This is a genomic window from Micromonospora sp. HM134 (assembly GCF_007833915.1).
GTDB classification, from domain to species: Bacteria; Actinomycetota; Actinomycetes; order Mycobacteriales; family Micromonosporaceae; genus Micromonospora; species Micromonospora wenchangensis.
Window position 1 is genome coordinate 4472407 of sequence record NZ_CP041061.1, and the last position, 18844, is coordinate 4491250.

At 74.3% G+C, this 18844-nt stretch carries 17 protein-coding genes; 4 read left to right on the forward strand and 13 right to left on the reverse strand.

Annotation, left to right across the window (positions count from 1 at the left end; all coding sequences use genetic code 11):
* The first annotated feature begins 2 nt into the window (after window positions 1–2).
* On the forward strand, window positions 3–599 hold the full coding sequence (locus FJK98_RS19160; protein WP_145920246.1) for a polysaccharide deacetylase family protein: 597 nt from the start codon (window positions 3–5) through the stop codon (window positions 597–599).
* Between the two features lie 192 nt (window positions 600–791).
* On the opposite strand, the gene FJK98_RS19165 is transcribed toward FJK98_RS19160, so the two are convergent.
* From FJK98_RS19165 to FJK98_RS19205, 9 genes are all read right to left on the reverse strand, one after another.
* A complete protein-coding gene (locus tag FJK98_RS19165; RefSeq protein WP_145920247.1) occupies window positions 792–1784 on the reverse strand; it encodes a hypothetical protein in 993 nt (330 codons plus the stop codon).
* A gap of 63 nt (window positions 1785–1847) precedes the next feature.
* Window positions 1848–3632, reverse strand: a complete 1785-nt coding sequence (locus FJK98_RS19170; RefSeq protein ID WP_145922873.1) for a type IV secretory system conjugative DNA transfer family protein — start codon at window positions 3630–3632, stop codon at window positions 1848–1850.
* Window positions 3633–3637: 5 nt separating this feature from the next.
* Entirely contained in the window at window positions 3638–5374 is a 1737-nt protein-coding gene (locus FJK98_RS19175; protein WP_240762164.1) for an ATP/GTP-binding protein, read from the reverse strand.
* Window positions 5371–6864: an SCO6880 family protein gene (locus FJK98_RS19180; protein WP_145920248.1), complete on the reverse strand. Its 1494-nt coding sequence runs from the start codon at window positions 6862–6864 to the stop codon at window positions 5371–5373. The genes FJK98_RS19175 and FJK98_RS19180 overlap by 4 nt, the downstream gene beginning before the upstream one ends.
* A gap of 54 nt (window positions 6865–6918) precedes the next feature.
* Complete coding sequence (locus tag FJK98_RS19185; protein ID WP_145920249.1) at window positions 6919–8115, reverse strand: hypothetical protein; 1197 nt, start codon at window positions 8113–8115, stop codon at window positions 6919–6921.
* Window positions 8116–8829: a hypothetical protein gene (locus FJK98_RS19190; RefSeq protein WP_145920250.1), complete on the reverse strand. Its 714-nt coding sequence runs from the start codon at window positions 8827–8829 to the stop codon at window positions 8116–8118.
* A complete protein-coding gene (locus tag FJK98_RS19195) occupies window positions 8826–9182 on the reverse strand; it encodes a hypothetical protein (RefSeq protein WP_205789046.1) in 357 nt (118 codons plus the stop codon). The genes FJK98_RS19190 and FJK98_RS19195 overlap by 4 nt, the downstream gene beginning before the upstream one ends.
* Window positions 9183–9296: 114 nt before the next feature.
* Complete coding sequence (locus tag FJK98_RS19200; protein WP_205789048.1) at window positions 9297–9626, reverse strand: hypothetical protein; 330 nt, start codon at window positions 9624–9626, stop codon at window positions 9297–9299.
* Complete coding sequence (locus FJK98_RS19205; RefSeq protein ID WP_228542701.1) at window positions 9623–10153, reverse strand: hypothetical protein; 531 nt, start codon at window positions 10151–10153, stop codon at window positions 9623–9625. The genes FJK98_RS19200 and FJK98_RS19205 overlap by 4 nt, the downstream gene beginning before the upstream one ends.
* Before the next feature lie 184 nt (window positions 10154–10337).
* On the opposite strand from FJK98_RS19205, the gene FJK98_RS19210 reads away from it, so the two are divergent.
* Window positions 10338–11141 (forward strand): lytic transglycosylase domain-containing protein, encoded by an 804-nt coding sequence (locus FJK98_RS19210; protein WP_145920251.1) that lies wholly within the window; start codon window positions 10338–10340, stop codon window positions 11139–11141.
* Between the two features lie 52 nt (window positions 11142–11193).
* The gene (locus tag FJK98_RS19215) at window positions 11194–11613 is read left to right on the forward strand and encodes a DUF4913 domain-containing protein (protein ID WP_145920252.1); all 420 of its coding nucleotides are present in this window, start codon (window positions 11194–11196) and stop codon (window positions 11611–11613) included.
* A 99-nt stretch (window positions 11614–11712) separates the two neighbouring features.
* Here the strand turns inward: FJK98_RS19215 and FJK98_RS19220 are convergent, their stop codons facing one another.
* The 3 genes from FJK98_RS19220 to FJK98_RS19230 form a co-directional block, all read right to left on the reverse strand.
* Window positions 11713–12777 (reverse strand): zf-HC2 domain-containing protein, encoded by a 1065-nt coding sequence (locus FJK98_RS19220; protein WP_168222507.1) that lies wholly within the window; start codon window positions 12775–12777, stop codon window positions 11713–11715.
* Between the two features lie 100 nt (window positions 12778–12877).
* Window positions 12878–13432: a sigma-70 family RNA polymerase sigma factor gene (locus tag FJK98_RS19225; protein ID WP_145920254.1), complete on the reverse strand. Its 555-nt coding sequence runs from the start codon at window positions 13430–13432 to the stop codon at window positions 12878–12880.
* Between the two features lie 236 nt (window positions 13433–13668).
* Complete coding sequence (locus tag FJK98_RS19230) at window positions 13669–15303, reverse strand: beta-1,3-glucanase family protein (RefSeq protein ID WP_205789050.1); 1635 nt, start codon at window positions 15301–15303, stop codon at window positions 13669–13671.
* 237 nt (window positions 15304–15540) lie between these two features.
* Between FJK98_RS19230 and FJK98_RS19235 the strand changes: the two genes are divergently transcribed.
* Window positions 15541–17121, forward strand: a complete 1581-nt coding sequence (locus FJK98_RS19235) for a ricin-type beta-trefoil lectin domain protein (RefSeq protein ID WP_240762168.1) — start codon at window positions 15541–15543, stop codon at window positions 17119–17121.
* Between the two features lie 141 nt (window positions 17122–17262).
* Here FJK98_RS19235 and FJK98_RS19240 read toward each other — a convergent pair whose 3' ends face one another.
* Window positions 17263–18747, reverse strand: a complete 1485-nt coding sequence (locus tag FJK98_RS19240) for a S8 family serine peptidase (protein WP_145920256.1) — start codon at window positions 18745–18747, stop codon at window positions 17263–17265.
* Window positions 18748–18844 lie beyond the last annotated feature (97 nt).

The following is an 18844-nucleotide window of genomic DNA, read 5'->3' on the forward strand; positions in this document are numbered from 1 at the left end:
CGGTGAGCGCCGACATCCTCGACACGGCCCGGGGCGGCGGGCGGACGGTCAGCCTCACCTTCGACGACGGCCCGAACCCCACCGACACCCTGCGCCTGCTCACCGTCCTGCGGCGGCACCGGATCGCGGCCGTGTTCTTCCTCTGCGGCGGGCAGGTCGAGGCCCACCCCGAGGTGGTGCGCAGGATCGTGGCCGACGGCCACCGCCTGGGCAACCACAGCATGCACCACGACGACATGACCACCTGGTCGCCCGAGCGGATCGAGGCGGACCTGCGGGAAACCAACGAGGCCATCCGGCGGGCCGTGCCGGCGGCCAAGGTCCGGTACTTCCGGGCCCCCTACGGAGCCTGGGGTGCCACGCCGGCGGTGGCCGCCGCGCTGGGCATGCGGCCGCTCGGGTGGCGGCTGGCCGTCGGGGACTGGGAGCCGCCGGGCACCGACGAACTCGTCCGCCGGCTGCTCGACGGGGTCACCCCCGGCGCGGTGGTGCTGCTACACGACGGTGGCGGGGACCGCAGCCAGAGCGTCGCGGCGGTCGACCGGGTCGCGCCCGTGCTGCGCGCACGACGCTGGCGGTTCACCCTGCCTTCCGGGTGAAGCGCTGCCGGCCCGCCCAGGCGGAGCGGGCCGGCAGCGTACGGAACGGACCGGCCGACCGGTTACGGCCGGTGCGGGTGGTGGGTGGAGGGTCGGGGTGTGCCCGCCCACCCACCACGCCGTCGGGGTGCCGCCGGTCCACGTCCCTGGACGCGGCGGCACCCCGACCTGGACGCTCACGGCAGGCGTGACCTACCGGAGGACGCCCCCGCCACCACCGCTGTTGCCACCGCCGCCCCGCCGATGCTGGTCACGGGTGCGGTCGGACCCGTTGCGCCGGTTCACCGGCTCGTGCGACGAGCCGCTGTCGCGGCCGCTGGTGCGGGAGGTGTGGGTCCGCGACGTGTGGTTACGGGAGGTGGCCCCGCCCCTGCGGTGCGAACTTGCGGTGTCGGCGACGTCCCCCCGGGCCTCCGTGTCCTGCCGGGAACGCCTCGGCTGTTCCCGGGGGCCCCGGGTGACCATGAGCCCGGAGCCCACGCCGTGCACGATGGCCCCCGCGTTGCCGGCCGTGACGTCCTGGCCCGGCGCGTAGCCGACACCCCAGGTCATCGCACCTGCCGCAGCCACCGCGCCGTAGGCGGCCCGCACCAGGTCACCCTGCTGGCCGTTGCGCAGCGAGTTGATCACCTCCTTGCCCACCACGTACATGCCGGGGCCGGCGGCCAGGGCCAGACCGACGCTGTTGGCCACCGCGTTGCCCCGTAGCCCGGCGCTGCCCTGCACCCCGGGCGACGCGACCAGCGACACGAAGTTGACGATCTTCTCGTCGTTCTCGTAGACCCACCGGCCGGCCTGCTGTGCCCAGGTCATCACCCGGTTCTGGCTGTCCAGCGAGTGCTCGCTGGTCTCCCCCTCGTTCCACTGGACGCTGATCGAGTCCCCCGGGCCGGGGCTGCTGCGGCCGGAGGAGTTCGACGTGTTGTACGGCTGACCTACCAAGTCCTGGTAGTCGGCCGCGCCGTACTGGCCGTAGCCCGTCGGCCCGGAAGACGTGCTCGGGGCGCCCTGGCTGTAGTTGCTCGGCGTGTAGGCACCCGGGGCGTAACTGCCCTGGCTGTAGTTGCTCGGCGTGTAGACGACCGGCCCGTACTCGCTCTCGGTGGGCGGGTAGTGGATGCTGTTGTTCGCGCTGCCGGTGGGACTTCCGGTCCCGCCCGGTGGCGGCTGATGGGGTGAGGACACCTGGGCTCCTTGATGCTCGACCAGCGGTTGACACGCTCTCTACGACCGACCAGGCGGGCCGGTTCAGCCGACGGCGGGGGTTTCTCGCCGGTCAGTCGGCCACGGCGTCGTGGCGGCCTTGCCGGCCGCCCGCTCGGTGATCGCCGCGACCTCCTGCCGGGCCTGGGCCGAGATCCGCGCCGCATCCGGCTCCCTGTACCAGGGCCGCAGCCTGATCACGGCGGGCCGGATACCGGTGGCGAGCAGCAGCGCGGTCCCCTTCGGCAGGGCCCGGATCCGGTCCGGCGGCAACACGTGCTCCTGCCGGTACGAGGTCGACCGCGACGATCCGTCCCGGCTGCGGGAGACGCTGACCGTGCTCACGTCGTGCTGCCCGACCAGTTTGGAGACCTTCTCCACGAAGTCGGCGTCGTCGAGCCCCGCACCGAGCAGCTTGATGGTGGCCGCGCCCCACAGCGCGTCCATGCCTGCCTCGCCCCAGACCCGTGACCCCTGCCGGTAGCTCTGCAACAGGGTGACCACGTTGATCCCCCGCGATCCCAGGTGCGAGTAGAGGTCGGGCAGGTCCGAGATGCGGCACACGTTCGCCGCCTCGTCCAGCACCGCCGTCATCGGGGGGTCGAGCCGGCCGCCCATCCGTTCGGCGGCCACGACTCCCGCCCGCAGGGTGGCGTCGGCGAGGCCGGCGATCACCCCGGCGGCGGAGCCGCCCCCGTCCTTGGACAGCAGGAAGAGGGTGTCCCGGCCGAGCACGTGCTGTTCCGGGCGGAACTGCGGCAGGTACGGGTCCGGGGACACCCAGGCCAGGATCTCCGGGTCGAGCAGGCACGCCACGCACTGCCGGGCCGTCTCGTAGATGCCGTCGCGGGTCTCCACCGCCCCGCGTACGGTGCCCTGGAGCTGCTCGGCCATCGCCGGCAGGCCGGCGTCACGCAGCAGGTCGATCGGGGTACGGTCGGCCGGGTCGGCCAGCCAGCCGAGCAGTTCGGCGACCGGGGCCCGCCCCCGGGCGGCGGCCAGGAAGAGCGCGGTCAGGGTGTTCTGGGCCGCCGAGATCCAGAAGTCCTTCTTGGCGGTGTCGTCGTTGACCGACGCCACGAAGTGCCCGGCCAACCGACGGGCCCCCTCGATGGTGGCGCAGTCGGCGAGGATGTCCCACCACATCTGCCGGGGGACGTGGGCGATGCCCTGCGGGTCGAACGTCCACACCGTACCGACGCGTTCGCGTTCGGCCCGGGTCACCGCGTACACGTCGGACTTGTTGGAGGTGAGCAGCACCGCACCCCGGGCCCGCAGCACCCGGGGCACCGCGATGCCTGTGGACTTGCCGGCCCGAGGGGCCATCAGGTCCAACTCGACGTCCTCGAAGGAGGACCGCAGCTCCGGGCCGTTGGGCGACAGGTCACCGAGCAGGTTGCCGGTGTCGTCCGGGGTGAGCTGCCGTACCCCGGCCAGCGAGGGACGCAGCTCCCGGGCGCGGGCCGCGATCCCGGCGGGAGTCAGCGGGGCCAGGTCACGCACCCGGGCCAGCCCGACACCGCGTCCGCGCAGGTCCAGCAGCCGGCGTCCGGCCAGCACCGCCGGCACCACCAGCAGCAGCGCCACCACCAGCATCCCGGCGTAGACCGCGTACGGCGACGCGCCGGGCCAGAGCGTTCCGGTGTCCCCGGAGATCAGCGCCAGGTACGCGCCGAGCGTGAACGGCGGCGGGTGCCAGCCGTGCCCGGTCACCGCGGCGCCCAGGGTGCCGCCCAGCCAGGCGACCGTGAACAGCGCCGCGTTGGCGAGGACCACCAGGCAGAAGGCCCAGAAGAACAGGTCCGCCCCCCGGGGCGCACCCGACGACATCCGGCTCACGCCCGCCACCCCCGCTCGCCCGCGACCGCACCGTCGGCGAACTGCGCCAGCTCCGGCCGGGTGGCCAGGTTGCCCAGTTCCGCCTCGGCCTCGAAGGCCGCCTGCCGGGCCGCCGCCCGCTCGGCGGCCTGCTGGGCGGCGTAGCCGTTCTGCACCCAGCGCTGGTTGGTGTCGTGCAGCCGGCGCTCGGTGTCGGTGATGGACACCCGGATCGGGATGCCGGGCCGGCCACCCACCTTGATCAGGAACCGGCCCCGCCCGGGTGGCTCCTCGTTGCTGCCCGTGCTCGCCCAGCCCGGCGGCGACGACCAGGAGGAGACCAGTTCGATCTCCCGTTTGGACAGGCCGATCACCCGGCCCAGGTCGGTCATCTCCGCCGCCGGCAGCCCGGCGCAGGCGACGATCCCGGCCCGCTCCACGAAACCGCGCGCCTTGGCCCGGTCGGCGTCGGAACCCAACGCCTCGGCGTCCTTCAGGGTGTGGGTGATCTTGGCGTCGCCGAGGCCGAGCGACCGGTTGAGCCGGGTCAGCGCGTCGATCCGGTCGACGATGCCGGAGGCCGCCCGCAACGGTCGCCACAACTCGTCCAGGATCGTGAAGAACCAGCGGCGCGGGGCCAGGCCGGCGTCGGCCAGGGCGTGCGAGGCGGCGACCGTGCCCAGGCCCTCGGACCAGGCGGCCAGCATCGCCGCCGCGGTGAGCTGGGTGTCGGACTCGCCGATGCGGGAGATGTCGATGCACACCGCGGGGGCGTCCGGGTCGATCCGGGTGGAGGTCGTCGAGCCGAAGGTGTCGCCCAACGCGCCGTCGAGGATGCCCAGCAGCGACCGGTGCAGCGGGTCCACCGCGTCCCGGTAGCGGCTCTCCTGCCCCCGGTCCAGGGTCACCGCGCGGACCCGGTCCGGCCCCTCCTCCAGCACCCGCAACAGGTCCGGCAGCAGCGGGGCCCGGCCCTGCGGGGTGTGTTCGCGCAGGTGCCGCAGGCAGGCGGAGAGCACCGACTGCTCGTGGTCGTCCAGGGCCCGGCCCCGCACGATGGTCAGCAGCGCCGCCACCATGTTCAGCACCCGGCCGTGCGTCTCGGCGGCCAGCGCCCGGCCGGCCCGGCCGCCGATGCGTTCCGCGGCCAGCCCCATCGCCCCCGGGTCCAGCACGTTGATCCCGCCGACGCCACGGCCGATCGGGATCACCTGCCCGCCGAGGGCGCGGACCGTGTCCGCGTAGTCCGGCTTGAGATCGCCGAGCACCAGCGGCACCACCCCGGTCGCGGCCAGGCCCACCGCCATCCGGTTGATCAGGGTCGACTTGCCCAGGCCGGGCATGCCCAGCATGAACAGCGACGGGTTGGAGATGTAGCGGGCCCGGGTGAACCAGGAGATCGGATCACCGCAGACCGTGGCGCCGGTGTAGAGGTGCTGACCGAGCGGCACCCCGGACATCGGCGCCCCCGAGCCGGCCGAGAACGGCCACAACCCGCACGCCTGCACGGTGGTGGCCCGCCACATGGTGGGCGCGTCGAGGTAGCCGACCCGGCCACCGCCGGGCCCCTCCCACCCCCGGGCCGAGGTGGGCAGCTCCCGGCGGGGCCGGGGGGGCCGGGTGTTCTTCGGCGGTACGGGGGCCTCGTCGTCCGGGTCGCCGACAAGCCCGGTCAGCGCGGTACGCGCCCCCGAGGTACCGGCCGGCCAGCCCGCCCCGAGCCCGTCCACGCGGGCCACCGGTGCGCCGCTCACATCGCCTCCTGGAGTTCGTGTGGCAGCACGGTCTGCTCCCACGGAAGGATTCCGGCCGGCAGGGTGCAGGTGAACGCCGCCGCCTGCATCCGGTGGGCCGGCCGCATCGCGATCCGGGTCGCCCCGGTCATGTTGCGTACCAGCACCGACGCGTCGTCGAGCTGGGACCGGTCGTCGACGGTGACGGTGAGCATCAGTGAGAACTCCACCAGCCCCGCGCCGGTGGCCTCCTCGGCGGCGGCCTGCTCGGCGGCGCGGACCTCGGCCGCGGCCCGCGCCTGCACCATGCCCCGCCCGGAGGTGGCCATGAACTGCGCCGTACGCCGGTCGGCCTCCACGATCCGGGCCGACGTCGCCGGATCGATCGGCCGGTAGAGCAACGCCACCCGCTTGCGGCGGGTGCCGGCGGACGCGTCGAGCATGGTGCGCAGCACACTGGAGCGCACCGTGCCCCGGGGGGCCAGGGTGAGCAGCCAGGTCCGGGAGACCCCCGAGTCGTGCTGGTAGGCGTCCACCGACTCGACCGCGGCAACCGGACCGCAGTCGGCCCACTCCAGCCCGGTCCGCCCGTGCTCGGCCCGGACGCTGAGCACCTCGGCGGCGCACGCCGGGTCGTACGCCACCCGCACCACCTCGGCGATCTGCTCGGCGGACAGCGGCTCGGCGACACCCCCGCCGGCCCCGATCAGCCCGGTCAGCAGGCTCGGCACCCGGATGGCCAGGTCGGTGACCACGTCCTCCGGGTCCCGTCGCGCCCCGCCCACCGGGGCGTAGGTGAGGGTGATGTACGAGTTCATCTCCGACGACGCGGACGGGTAGTCGTCGACCACCTCCTCCAGCACGGCGCGCGCGGCGGCGGGGGCGGCGGCGTCCAGCCGGGGCAGCACCTCCGCCGCGAGCCGGGTACCCGGGTCCGGGGCGGTCTCCACCACCACCGACGCCCCGCGCAGCCCCGGCTCGTGGGCGAGCCGGGACAGCCACTCCCCCCACAGCGACACCCACGTGTCGACCTGCTCCGGGTCGACCAGCGACCCGCCGTCGGGCTCGCACCGCAGCACGATCGTGTAGAGGTTGCGGCTCTTGTGGTGCAGCACCCCGAACGGCCTGTCGTAGGCGTCCCGGCCCTCCCGGGCGAGCACCCCGCTGAGCAGGCCGGGCGGCGGGAACCGGCCACCCGGCCGGGCCGAGAGCGGCCCGGAGACGTACAGGTGCTCCCGGCGGGACACCCGACGCGACCAGCCGATCCGCAACGTCAGGAGCTGGTACATGTTGCGGCCGTCCTGGGTGCGTACGGCCATCGGCAGCAGCGCCACCACGAGCGGCACGCCGACCACGAACGCCGCCTGCAACGACGCCAGCGAGGCCAGCAGCACCAGCACCAGCCCGCCGAACACCCCGACCGTGCCGACCAGGCCGAGCGGGCCCAGCCCGGCCCGGCGCGGCCGACGCCAGTTGCCGTACGTCGGTTCGATGACGGCTTCCGTCGACATTGCCTCTCCCTCGTCTCACCGGGGCGACGACCGGCCGGCCGCCGCCCCGCGCTGTCAGTTGTGGCCGGCGTCGCCGTCCGCGCCGGACACGGTGCCGGCCGCCATGCTCCGGCCGGCGCGGGCCGCCCGGTGCGCCCCGTCGATCGCCGCCCCGACCGGTCCGGCCAGCCGGGCGGCGGAACTCGCGGCCGCCGCGCCACCGGCGGAGCTGCCCGCGTTACGGCCGGTCCGGCCCTCGCTGCCGGACGGTCCCTGCCGGCCGGTGTCGCCCCGGTTGCCCTGCGGCCCGCGTGCGCCGGACGGCGCACCACCGCCCCCGCCGCCGGAGGACAGGGCGGACCCGGCGACCCGTTTCGCGCCGGAGGCGACCATGCCGCCCGCAGCCGAGACGGCGGTGCCGGTCGGGTCGCCGGTGCCCAGCGCCGCCGTGGCCGGCACCACGATCTTGAGCAGCGCCGGCAGGGCGATCGCCGACAGCAGCAGGACGCCGATGCCGGCGATGCGGATGTGCGAGGAGTTCTGGGTCCGGCTGCCGACGGCGAGCATCTCCGCGCCGGAGAACATGATCAGACCGACGGCGGGCTTGTAGAGCAGCCAGGCCACCGTCCAGCCGATGTGCTTGCGCCACCAGCCGGCGCCCCAGTTCGTCATCGACGCGGCGGCGGCCAGCGGCAGCGTGCCGAGCATGATGGTCATCACGCCCAGCCGCAGATAGAGCATCAGCACGTGCACGATGGCGGCGATCAGCAGCAGGAAGGCCAGCACCAGCAGCAGGAACGACTCGATGGAGGAGCCGTTGTCCACACACGGCACACCCATGATCACCTGCATGGCCGCCGACCTGAGCAGGTGGTCGGAGAAACCGTCGGAGAGGCTGGCCGCCCGGCCCACCACCCACGAACCGGCCCCGGCGACCAGGATGACCCGCAGGAAGCCCTGCAACGCCGTCCGCCCGGCGGTGCCCTTGCGCTCCATCGCCATCCGGGCGGCGGCGAACAGCACCGACCCGATCGCCAGATAGGTGACGACCCACTCGATCTGGTCGCTGATCAGGCTCGGTACGTCGTCCGGGCCGCCCTCGGTCGTGGTGCCCAGGGTCGGCACCGAGGCGCTCAACTCGGCGAAGATGGAGATCGCGGCGGCCAGCATCAGGTTGGCGATCATCCGGACCAGGGTGCCGATCGGGTCACCGAGGAACGAGAAGAAGCCGGTGATGATGTCGAGGGGACTGGGAGGTGAACACCCGCCCATCTACTTCCTCCAGAGTGTGTAGCCGGCGCTGCCGGTGACCGTGCCGAGCGAGGTGTGCACCACCCCGGCCCGGGACGGGGTCAGCTTCCAGTCGCCGGCCTCCCAGCGCAGCGCGACCAGGGTCGCCACGTAGCCGCCGGCGCCGGTCTTGACCAGCAGCTGCACCTGGGCGGCGTCGGCCGCGTACCGGACCAGGGCGAAGCCTGCGTAGCTGCCGCCGCCACGGCTGGTGACGACCCCCGCGGCGGCCTCCAGCCGGGCCACCAGCACGTCCCGGCCCGGCCCCGGCAGCACCTGCCGGTCGGCCACGGCCCGCCAGGCGGGCCCGGCCAGCTGGGTGGGCACGGCGTGCGCCGCCAGCACCGCACCGATCGGGGTGTGCGCGAAGCAGCCCAGTACCCCGTCGGCGGTGCGCGACGGTCCCTGCGTCGCGGAGACCGGCACCCGGTCCCCGCCGTCGAGGGTCCGCCACGTCACGTCGTCGGGCGGCACCGCCGGCCCGGCCGCCACCACCGGTCGGGACGGACACTGCGCCACCTGCGCCTCGGCGGCGGTCCGGGCCACCGGGTCGACAGACGTCTGCCGGGTCGCCCCGGACGCCCAGACCCCCGCCGCCAGCAACGCCATGCCGGCGAGGAACGCCACGGACAGCAGCCAGCCGCGCTCGGTCCAGAACGGCGGGTCCGCCGGGGACCGGCCTCGCCCGCCGGTCACTGCGGTTGGCCTTCGGTGGTGCCGGCACCGCCGAGGAAGAAGTTGGCCAGCGGACCCGCGACGGCGACCAGGATGCAGCCGCCGAGCACCAGGCCGAGGCGGGACATGTGCTCGGAACTCTCGCCCCGCTTCACCGAGATCGCCATCATCGTGCCGGTGATCAGCACCCCGGCCACCCCGGCGGCGGTGCCCGCCCAGGCGATCAGGCCCAGCAGCTTGTTCACCAGGGTGGTCAGCTGGCCCGGGGCACCGGGCTTGGGGTTGATCCCGCTGCCGGGTCCCGGGTCGGGTGCCATCGGGAGGCGGGCGAACAGGTAGGCGGCGGCGTACTGGGAAAGGCTCGTGAACGACATCGGAGTTCTCCTTCGGGCAGGCACCGGCACCGGAGGCGTCGACGACGCTCCGGCGGTGCGGGGTGGGACTGGCCGGCAGTGCGGGGTGCGCTGTCCGGCCGGCGGCGATCCGGCTCAGAGTCCGAGGTCGCCGAAGAACGTGACGAGCGGTCCGGCGGTCGCGCCGAGCGCGCAGCCGATCGCGATGAACACCGCCCCGCGGAAGTGGTCGCTCATTTCCCCGGGTACGCCCCGGTTGAGTTGGATGGCCATCGAGATGCCGAGGATGAGCAGCCCGGCGACGCCCGCCGCGCTGACCCCCCAGGCGAGCAGGTTCAGCAGGTCGTCGGCCGCGCCACCGGCCGGGTTGTACGGCGGTGGGGGCTGGAACGCCGGCAGCGGGGAGGGCGCCGCCGCCGGACCACGCGCCAGGAACGCGGCGACGATCCCGTGCCCGGAGGTCACGGTGTCCTCCCCTCGCCGGCCAGCCCGGTCGCCGCCCGCAGCCGGTCCAGGGCCTTGGGCATCCGTGCGGGCTGCTGTCCCAGCCGCCACGCCGGAATCCACGGCACCCGGTGCACCGGCGCGACCGACCGCAGCACACGGATCCGGCGGGCCAGCGCCGGCGGCAGCCGGCCCGGGGCGTCGGCCAGCAGCACCAGGCCGACCAGCCGCATACCGGGCGGGTGACGCCCTTCCCGCAGCACGTTGAGCGCCCGGGACATCGCCCGCATGCCCTCGGCGTTGGTCCGGCCGACCAGCATCACCGTGGCCGGCTCCGCCCGCGCGGCGTCCGGCCACCGGCAGCCGAGATCGACGCCGCCGAAGAGCCGGGTCAGCGTCGTCGTGCCGGCGCCACCGTGCGCCGCGATCCAGCCCAGCCCCGTCTCGGACAGGGACCGCCGGGACGCCGCCGTCGCGGGACCGGTCCGGGCGGACGGCGGCCCCGGTGGCATCCGCGGTGCCGGGTCGGTCATCGTCGCGGACCCCATGCACCCACCTCCTCGGAAATGTCGCTCCACGTCGTCGCCGTCCCGGTTGAACCACCCCGGGTCCGGACCCGTCGGTACGGCGGGCCGGGCGGTCGACGGACGCCACTACGACGGGTCCCGCCCCCCGGTTCACGCCGGGGACGAACTTTTTCCACCGCGATGACGACCAGGCACGGGAGGCGACATGGCAGCGTCCGACAACGACGGCGCACAGCCGACGCAAGGGTCCAACCGGAGCAGCGCGGCGCTGATCGGCGCGGCGGTCGCGGCCGGGCTGAGCTGCCTGGCCACCCCGGTGGTCGGGGTGGTCGGGGCCGCCGCCGTGTTCGTGATCGGCGCGTTGGGCGTGCTGCTGGCCCCGCTCGTCGCGCTGATCCTGCTCTTCGGCGGCGGCGGGGGCTCGGCCGACCCGGTCAGCGTCGCCGACGACTCGCTGGCCGCCGCACAGGGCGACGGCAAGGGCACGCTCGACCCCGACCAGGTGCCCGAGGGGCTGGCGGACAGCATCGAGGACGCCGGGAAGACCTGCACCCAGATCGGACCCGTGGTGATCGCCGCGCAGATCGAGGTGGCCTCCGGGTGGGACCCGGCGAAGGTCGGCCCGAACGGGGAGAAGGGCATCTCCCAGCTCCCACCCGCGGTCTTCACGCAGTACGGCGAGGACACCGACGACGACGGCGACACCGACGCGGTCGACGAGGAGGACTCGATCGCCGCCCAGGCCAAGCACGTCTGCGCCCTGGCCGGGCAGGCCCAGGCCCTGCTGGACAACGGTGAGGCGATCGGTGAGGTGCTCGACCTGACGCTCGCCGCGTACGCCGTCGGCATCGACGAGGTACGCCGGGCCGGTGGCGTCCCCTCCACCAACGCCGCCCAGCTCTACCTCGCGCAGGTCCGGTCCCTGTTCGCCAAGTACCAGGGGCTCGGTGGTCCGCCGCCGTCGTTCCCGCCCACCGCCTCGCCCAGCCCCACCGCCTCGGGCGACTGAACCGCACCGACCGGCGGAACCGATCCGACCGGCAGACCGATGAGGAGTGTCCATGACGGTGACCACCCCGCAGGAGCAGACCCGCGCCGACGACGCGCCGCCGGACGACCGGCCGCCCACCTCACCGTTCATCCTCTACCTGCGCGACGACGAGTACGTCGAGGAGCTGGAGTTGCTCAGCAATTGGGTCCGGCTGCTGCTCGTGCCGATCTACGCCCGGGAGGCGTCCTCGACCGCGCCCTGGTGCGGGCAGTGGTGGCGGCACCCCGAGGCGGTGGCGCAGTTGCACGGACTGTGGTTGGCGTGGCAGGAACTCACCGGCCCGGAGGCGGGGCTGTGCGGCCCGGCCAACTGGCACCGCGACTACCTGGAACCGGTGCTGACCAGCCTGCGCAACCCGGCCGGGCCGTTCGCCGGCTGCAAGGCGGGCGCGCACCGGGCCAAGGAGGTCCCGCACACCGACCCGTACTGACCACGGCGTCCCGTCCGGCCCCGGACCTGACCTGCCGGTCCGGGGCCGGACGGGATCGGGCCCGGGCAGATCGGGGCCGGGCAGGGTCGGGCGGGTGGCTCAGCGGGAGATCGGGGCGGTGACGATCGCGGTGCCGTCCACCAGGCCCACGGTGACGAAGGCCAGGTCCGCGACCGGCAGCGACAGTTCGCCGGTCACCTCCTGCGGGCCGGTCGAGGCGGTCCAGTCCCGTACCACGTGGGTGACGCCGTCGCGGGTCACCGCGAACAGGCGGTACCGCAGGCCCTGGCGCAGGCCGGTGGCGGTGATCCGGATGGTGGAGCCCCGCCCCTCGTCGGTGGTGATCGCGACGGAGAGGCTCACCCCCTCGGCCGGCGCCTCCCCGGTCGCGGTGAGCACCACGCCGCTGCGGTCGCCGAAACCGGAGACCACGGCGATCCCGCCGGCCAGCACGACGGCCACCAGCGCGGCGGCCACCCCGCCCCAGAGGACCATCCGGCGACGGCGGGACGGATCGGCGGGACGGGTGCCCCCCGTGCCGGAGGCCGTCGCGGGCCGGTCCCCGCCGGGGCGGCTGCCCGCCCCCCGGCCGGTGGTACGCGGGCCGGCACCCCGACGGGCACCCCGGCGGGGTGCCGCGACCGGCGGTACCTCGGTGAGCGGCTCGGCGTCGACGGCCGGGGCCGGGCCGTCGGCTGTCACCGGCCCGCCGTCGGCGGTGGGTGACGTCGGCAGGGAGTCGGCGGGCGGACGCGCGACCGGAACCGGTGCCGCCGGCTCGTCGGCGGGCGGACGGGCGACCGGAACGGGCGTCGCCGGCTCACCGGAACCGGTGGGGGGCGGCGGGTCCACCGACGGCGGGCCGCCCGACAGCGGGTCGACCGGCGGCGGGGTCGCCGGGGCCTGGGCGCGGTCCGGCGGTGGGCCGAACTCGGGCGGCAGCGGGAACTCGGGCGTCAGGCCGGCGAGGTCGTCCCAGTCGGCGGCGTCCAGCCCGCCGAGGGCGCTGGTCACGCCGCCCATCTCACCCGCCGCGGACAGGCACTCGTCACAACCGGCCAGGTGGGCCTCGAACGCCACCCGGTCGGCGTCGTCGAGCGCGCCGAGCAGGTAGAGGGCCAGGGCGGCGTGCTCGGCGGTGGGATGTTCACCCCCGGTGCGCATCACGCCCTCCTTCTCGACCCGGAGACACCGGTGACGGTGTGACGACCCCCGGGACGGCAGCCGTCCGGCGGATCGAGCGGGAAACCGACACGTCGCGTCATCACGACGACTCGGTCGGGCCGATCGCTGCGTGCAGCGCGCGCACCGCATAGTACGTTCTGGACTTTACCGTACCCTCCGGGATTCCCAGTCGCTGCGCGGCCTCGGCGACCGAGGAGCCCTTGTAGTACATCTCGACGAGCACCTCACGGTGCTCCGGTTTGATCTGCTGCAACGCCAACCGGACGGTGTGGGTGCTGACCACCCGGTCCATCTCGTCGTCGGCGGAGGCGAGCCGGTTGAGGTCGGGGATGGCCACCTCGGGCGGGCGGGACTGCCGGGCGCGCATCGCGTCGATGGCCACGTGCCGGGCGACCGTGTAGAGCCACGGGGCGATCCGGCGCGGGTCCTCCGCCAGCGTCTCCAGGTTCCGCCAGGTACGCAGGAACGTCTCCTGGACCAGATCCTCGGCGAGTTCCTGCCGGCCGAGGACCAGCCGGGTGAGGAACCGCAGCAGCGGTCCCCGGTACTGCTCGTGGATCCAGCGCATCAGGGCCTCGGGGGAGGCCCGCTCGGTCGCCGCGTCGCCGGTCACCCCGGGCGCTTCGTTGGGCACCGCCGACACAGAACGCCTCCCCCTGACGTACGGGTCACCCCCGTACGGCCGCGCCGTCGTCTCGACGTCGAGCCCGCCTAGGAAGAGAGCATAACCGTGCTCATCGGACGGTCGACCGGGCCGTCGACCGGTCGACCGGTGACGCCGGGACGCGGCGGCGGACGGCGCGGCGGCGGACGGCGCGGCGGCGGCCCACCGGTCGGTGTCGTACGCCGGGGCGACGAGGGTGGCCGCGCTCATCGGGTGAAACGCAGCCAGCGGACGTTGACGAACTCCTCGGGTTGCCCGCTGGCGAACGTGAGGTAGACGTCGTGCACCCCGGTCACCGGGGCGAGGTTCCCCGGCACGGTGACCCAGTTCTGCCAGCCTCCGGTGCTGGCCACCGCGATGGTGCCCACCGGCGGCAGGCCGGGGGCGTCGAGGCGTACCTCGATCAGGCCGGAGACCCCCTGCGGCGCGCCGGAGGCCACCCGCACCTGGAACTGGGTCGCCGGCTCGCGACCGAAGTCGACCCCCCGGTATCCGGCCCAGTCGCCGTGGGCGAGGAAGCCCAGGTGCTCGCCGCCCTCACTGGACGGTTCGGTCCGTACGCCCTGCTGCCGGTCGAAGCCGGCCGCCGGGATCTCCTGGCCCACGCCCCGGGCCGCGGCGGCGACGACCGGTGGCCCCTCGACGACCTGGCGCTCGACGACCACCGGGCGCTCGACCTCGGGTTCCGGTTGCCCGGCCGCGCCCCCGCCGAACGGGGTCAGCGTGATGGTCACCTCCCGGGGCGCGGTGTCCTGGATGTAGGAGGCGTCGTCGGCGACGTCGTCGAACGGGAAGCCGTACGCCCGGCCGTCGGCGCTGTGCCGGTGCAGCACCCGGGAGTAGTGGTTGGTCACCGGATGCTGGTAGTAGGCGTCCCGACTGGTGGTCGGCTGGTCAGGCTGGTCGAGCACCGACCGGTTGAACCCGGCCCCGAGGACCGCCGCCACCGGCCCGGACCGCCCGTCGTTGGGTGCGGCGAGCGCCCCGTCGCAGTGGAACACGTTGAGCGTGGAGGGCCGGTCGAAGGCGCGTACCCCGCCGTCGAAGGTGAACCGTCCGTCGACGACCCGGCCCCGGAAGGTGCCCGTCGGCCCGTGGACCCGCAGCTCGGTACGGCTGTACCGGTCCCAGGTCTCGGCGATGTAACCGTCGTAGTACGCCGGGTCGAAGCGGCCCGTCTCGATGCCCTTACCCGGTGCGATGACGCGCAGCCCGTCGCCGAGCACCAGCCGCTCGAAGCCGGGCTGGCGGGCCAGCTCGGCGAAGATGGCGTCCCGGCCGCCGTCGACGAGCTTGCCGGTGGCCTGCTCCACGTCGCCGAGCAACCGGATCGACAGCGGGATGCTGAACATGTCCACGGTGGTGGTGTTGCAGAACATTCCCGAGGCGTTGTAGGTGAATTCACAGCAGTCGTGCAGCACGCCGAAGCTCGGGTCGTCGGCCATCCAGCCGACCGGGTACTGCAACGCCGGCCGGCCGTTGCCGTCGGTGACCACGGTGAACCGCAGCTGGCCGTCGATGGCGAAGTAGATCCGGCCCGACATCATCGGCAGGACGAACCGGGTCACCCCGGAGTCGGCCAGCCGGACGCCGATGTCGGCGGCGCCGTCCGGGCCGTTGTGCGCCGGGTCGGCCGGGGTGAACCGTCCGCTCTCCCGGACGTAGCCCATCGCCCCGGTCTCCGGGTCGGTGCCGACGACGTACATCCGGATCGCCGAGTTGGCGAACCGGCCCGTGCTGTTCACCACGTTCAGCGGCAGGCCGCCCGAGGCCCGCGCCCGCGAGATCAACGGGGCCGCCACCAGCGGCACGCCGACCACGGCGGCGCCGGCGAATCCCATCCCGAGTACCCTGCGGCGAGAAAGCATCTCAAGCTCCGATCAACGACACGGCCATCGCCGCCGATGCCCGGTGTGACTCCGGCCCGGCCCGGCGGTAGCCACGTTGACGGCCCGCTACGCCCCTCGGTTCAATGTCGACCGGACCAAAATCATCCGATCCGATTCGAGCCCGGTGAACCAAGGACATCGCGCATCCGTCACGACAGCGATGTCGCCACGCCGGAAGGGACACCTCCCGTGAAATCCGATCACCCCTCCGTACTCGCCCGACTGGGGTCGATCCCCCGTCGTACCGCAGCCTTCGTCGTCGCCGGACTCGCCGTGCTGTCCATGGTGGTGGCCGCTGTCGGCTGGGGCGCGGCCGAGGCCCGCGACGACGACCTGACCGGTCGGCCCGTCTCCAAGGAACACCTGACGACCATCCAGGCCGCCGCCCGTTCGTGCCCGACGCTCACCTCGGCCCGGCTGGCCGGTCAGCTGATGGCCGAGTCGGGCCTCGACGGCCGGGCCAGCCGGACGGCCTCCGGCGGGCAGGGCATCGCCGGTCTCGACGCCGCCGCGTGGAAGGCGTGGGCGCCGTGGCCCGGCGCGGAACGCTCCGACCCCGCCGCCAACATCCTCGCCCTGGCCCACCTGATGTGCGACCTCAGCGGCCAGGTCCGGCTGGCGGACGTCCCGGGTGACACCTGGCGGCTCTCGCTGGCCGCGTTCCACACCGGCCTCGACGAGGTACGCGACGCCAAGGGGGTGCCCACCGACGCGGTCAGGTACGTCGACCAGGCCAGCGGGTACGCCGCCTACTACGGCAAGCTGACCGCGTTCGGCGGTTCCGGCCAGGCCCGCCCCAGCTCCGGCGTGCAGCAGCCCAAGGCGGTGCCCGGCAGCTACACCGCGCTCGTCGTCCGGGCCGGCTCGGTCTGCCCCGAGGTGACGCCGCCGCTGGTCGCCGCGCAGTTGATGGCGCTGTCCGGGTTCGACGCCAACCTGCTCGGCCCCGAGGGGCAGCGGGGCGTCGCACAGTTCCGACCCGAGGTGTGGCAGGCGTACGGCCCGTCCGACGCCTCGGCCTGGGACCCGCAGGAGGCGATCCCGGCGTCCGGCACCGCCCTGTGCGCCCTGCACAAGGAGCTGTCCGGGCTGGAGGGTGACCCGTCGCTGCTGGCGCTGGCCGCGTACCGCAACGGGCCCGCCGCCGTCCGCCAGGCCGGCGGTGACCTGGACGCCGGGACGCAGGCGTACCTGCGGACCGTGCGGGAGCACGCCGACTACTACGCCCTCGACAACCGGCTGCGGCCGAAGCCGCCGTCGGCGTCGCCGTCCGCCAGCCCGACGGTGACGCCACCGGCGTCACCATCGCCCAGCCCGGAGGGCAGCTCGGCCGCACCGCCACCGCCCGCGAGCCCGTCGGCCAAGCCGGCGGCGGCGCCGACCCGACCGGCCGGCACCAAGCAGCTCGTGGGCAAGGAGACCGGGCTGTGCGTCACCGCCGGGACCAGCGACGGGGTACGGGCGGTGCTGAACAAGTGCCGGGAGGAACGCTCGCAGTGGTGGGACTTCCGCTCCGACGGCAGCGTCCGGGCCAACGGGCTCTGTCTCGACGTGGCCTGGGGTGAGAAGCGCGACGGCACGCCCGTGCAGGTCGCCATCTGTAGCGGCAACCCCGCCCAGAAGTGGGAGTGGATCGAGTACAACGGCCGCACCTCCCTGTTCAACCGGGAGACCGACCGCTGCCTGGACGTCGACGGGCACGGCGTCGGCGCGCCGATGATGTCCTGGATCTGCGTGTTCAATCCGAAGCAGACCTTCAGCCGGCGGTAGCCGACCCCGGGTCGCGGGCTCCGGTGGGCCGTCCTGGTCCACCGGAGCCCGTCGGATGTGGGGCCACCTCGGGGCGTTCCTCGTCGAGTTGTGGTGGCGGACAGGCGGACGCCGGCGTCAGCGGTCGGGCCGGTGACGGGCTCAGCCGGCGAACCGGCGGCGACGCAGCCGCAGGCCGAAGACCACGCCGACGCCGCAGAGCAGCGCGATGCCGAGGATGACGGCGAGTGCCGCGCCGGTGTTGCCCTCCTGCTGGCTGGCCACCTGGTTGCGGTCGTCCACCGCCACCGACACCGAGGCGGCCGGGTTGATCATGCCGGAGCCGTACTTGGCGTCGGGGGCCGCGCCGATCGCGTCGGCGGTGCTGCGGATGCGCTCCTTGACCTGGGCGGCGGTCAGGTCGGGCTGGGCCGCCCGGATCAACGCCGCCTGCCCGGCGACGAACGCGACGGCGAACTCGGTGCCGGTGTTGCTCACCGCCCGGCCACCGCCGACCCCGAGGCTCGCCACGTCCACCCCGGGCGCGACCACCTCCACCGCGCCCTCCACGTACTGCTCGGCGAGTTGGTCGCCGGCACCGACGCCGCCGGTGAACAGCAGCGCGCCGCCCCCGGACCGGCCGGCCGGGGACGGCGGCGTCATCGCCTTGGTCGGCGCACCGACCACCAGCAGGACGTCGTGGTCGAGGGCGGTGGCCACGGAGGACGCCACCGCCGGGTCACCGAGGTCGACGTGCGAGCCGACCGCGACGACCGACGCGCCGGCGCTGACCGCCACCTCGATGGCGTTCGCCGCGTCGGCCGCCCGCGCGGCACCCGAACCGCGCACCACCCGCACGGGCAGGATGGTGGCGTCCGGCGCGATACCCACCGGGCTGCCGTCGACACTGCTGTCACCGGCGATGATGCCCGCCATGGCGGTGCCGCTGCCCAGGCAGTCGGTGTCCCCGCGCCCGTTGCCGACGGTCACGTCCGCGCCGACCGCCACCCGGCCGCTGAGCTGCTGCACACTCGCGTCGACGCCGGTGTCGACCACCGCCACCTTGACCCCGTTGCCACGGGTCAGGGTCCAGGCGCTGTCGGCGGCCATCCGCAGCTGCGCCCAGTCCGACCGGCTGCTCGACCCGGTGGTGGCGGTGCACTTCGGGCCGGTCGCGCCCGGTCGCGGGCTGCCGCCCGTCCGGGTCGGGCTCGGATTCGGGCTCGGGCTGACCGCGTCGGGCGTGGGACCGGCCGCGCCGGAGGGCCGGGCACTCGGGGTGGGCCGCCTGCCGGTCGGGAGCTGGCCGTACTTCACCCCCTCACCGGCCGCGTCCCAGGGCAGCACCAGCTGCCAGCCGGCCTTCAGACGGCCCGGGTCGGTCAGCCGGGACCCGTCGGGCTGCACGCGGCCGGTGTTGAGGTGGTAGATCTCCGCAGACCGTTCGCCGCTGCCGAGGAACCGCCGGGCGATCGCCGTCAGGCTCTCCGGCTGGCCCTGGTACTGCGCCGCGACCACGTAGTACTTCACGTACGGCTGCGGATCGTTGGTGGCCTTCGCCACAGCCGGCCCGGTCGGCGCCATCAGCACGCAGCCGGCCATCGCCACCGCGAGCAGGCGGGCAAGGATCGAGCGCTTCGCCAGCACTGGGTGTCCCCCTTCAGTCACCATGGCCGAGCGTCACCGGCCTTCACCGTCTATTGCGGATCAGCGGCCGGTCCGTTCAAATCAATCTGAACCAGAT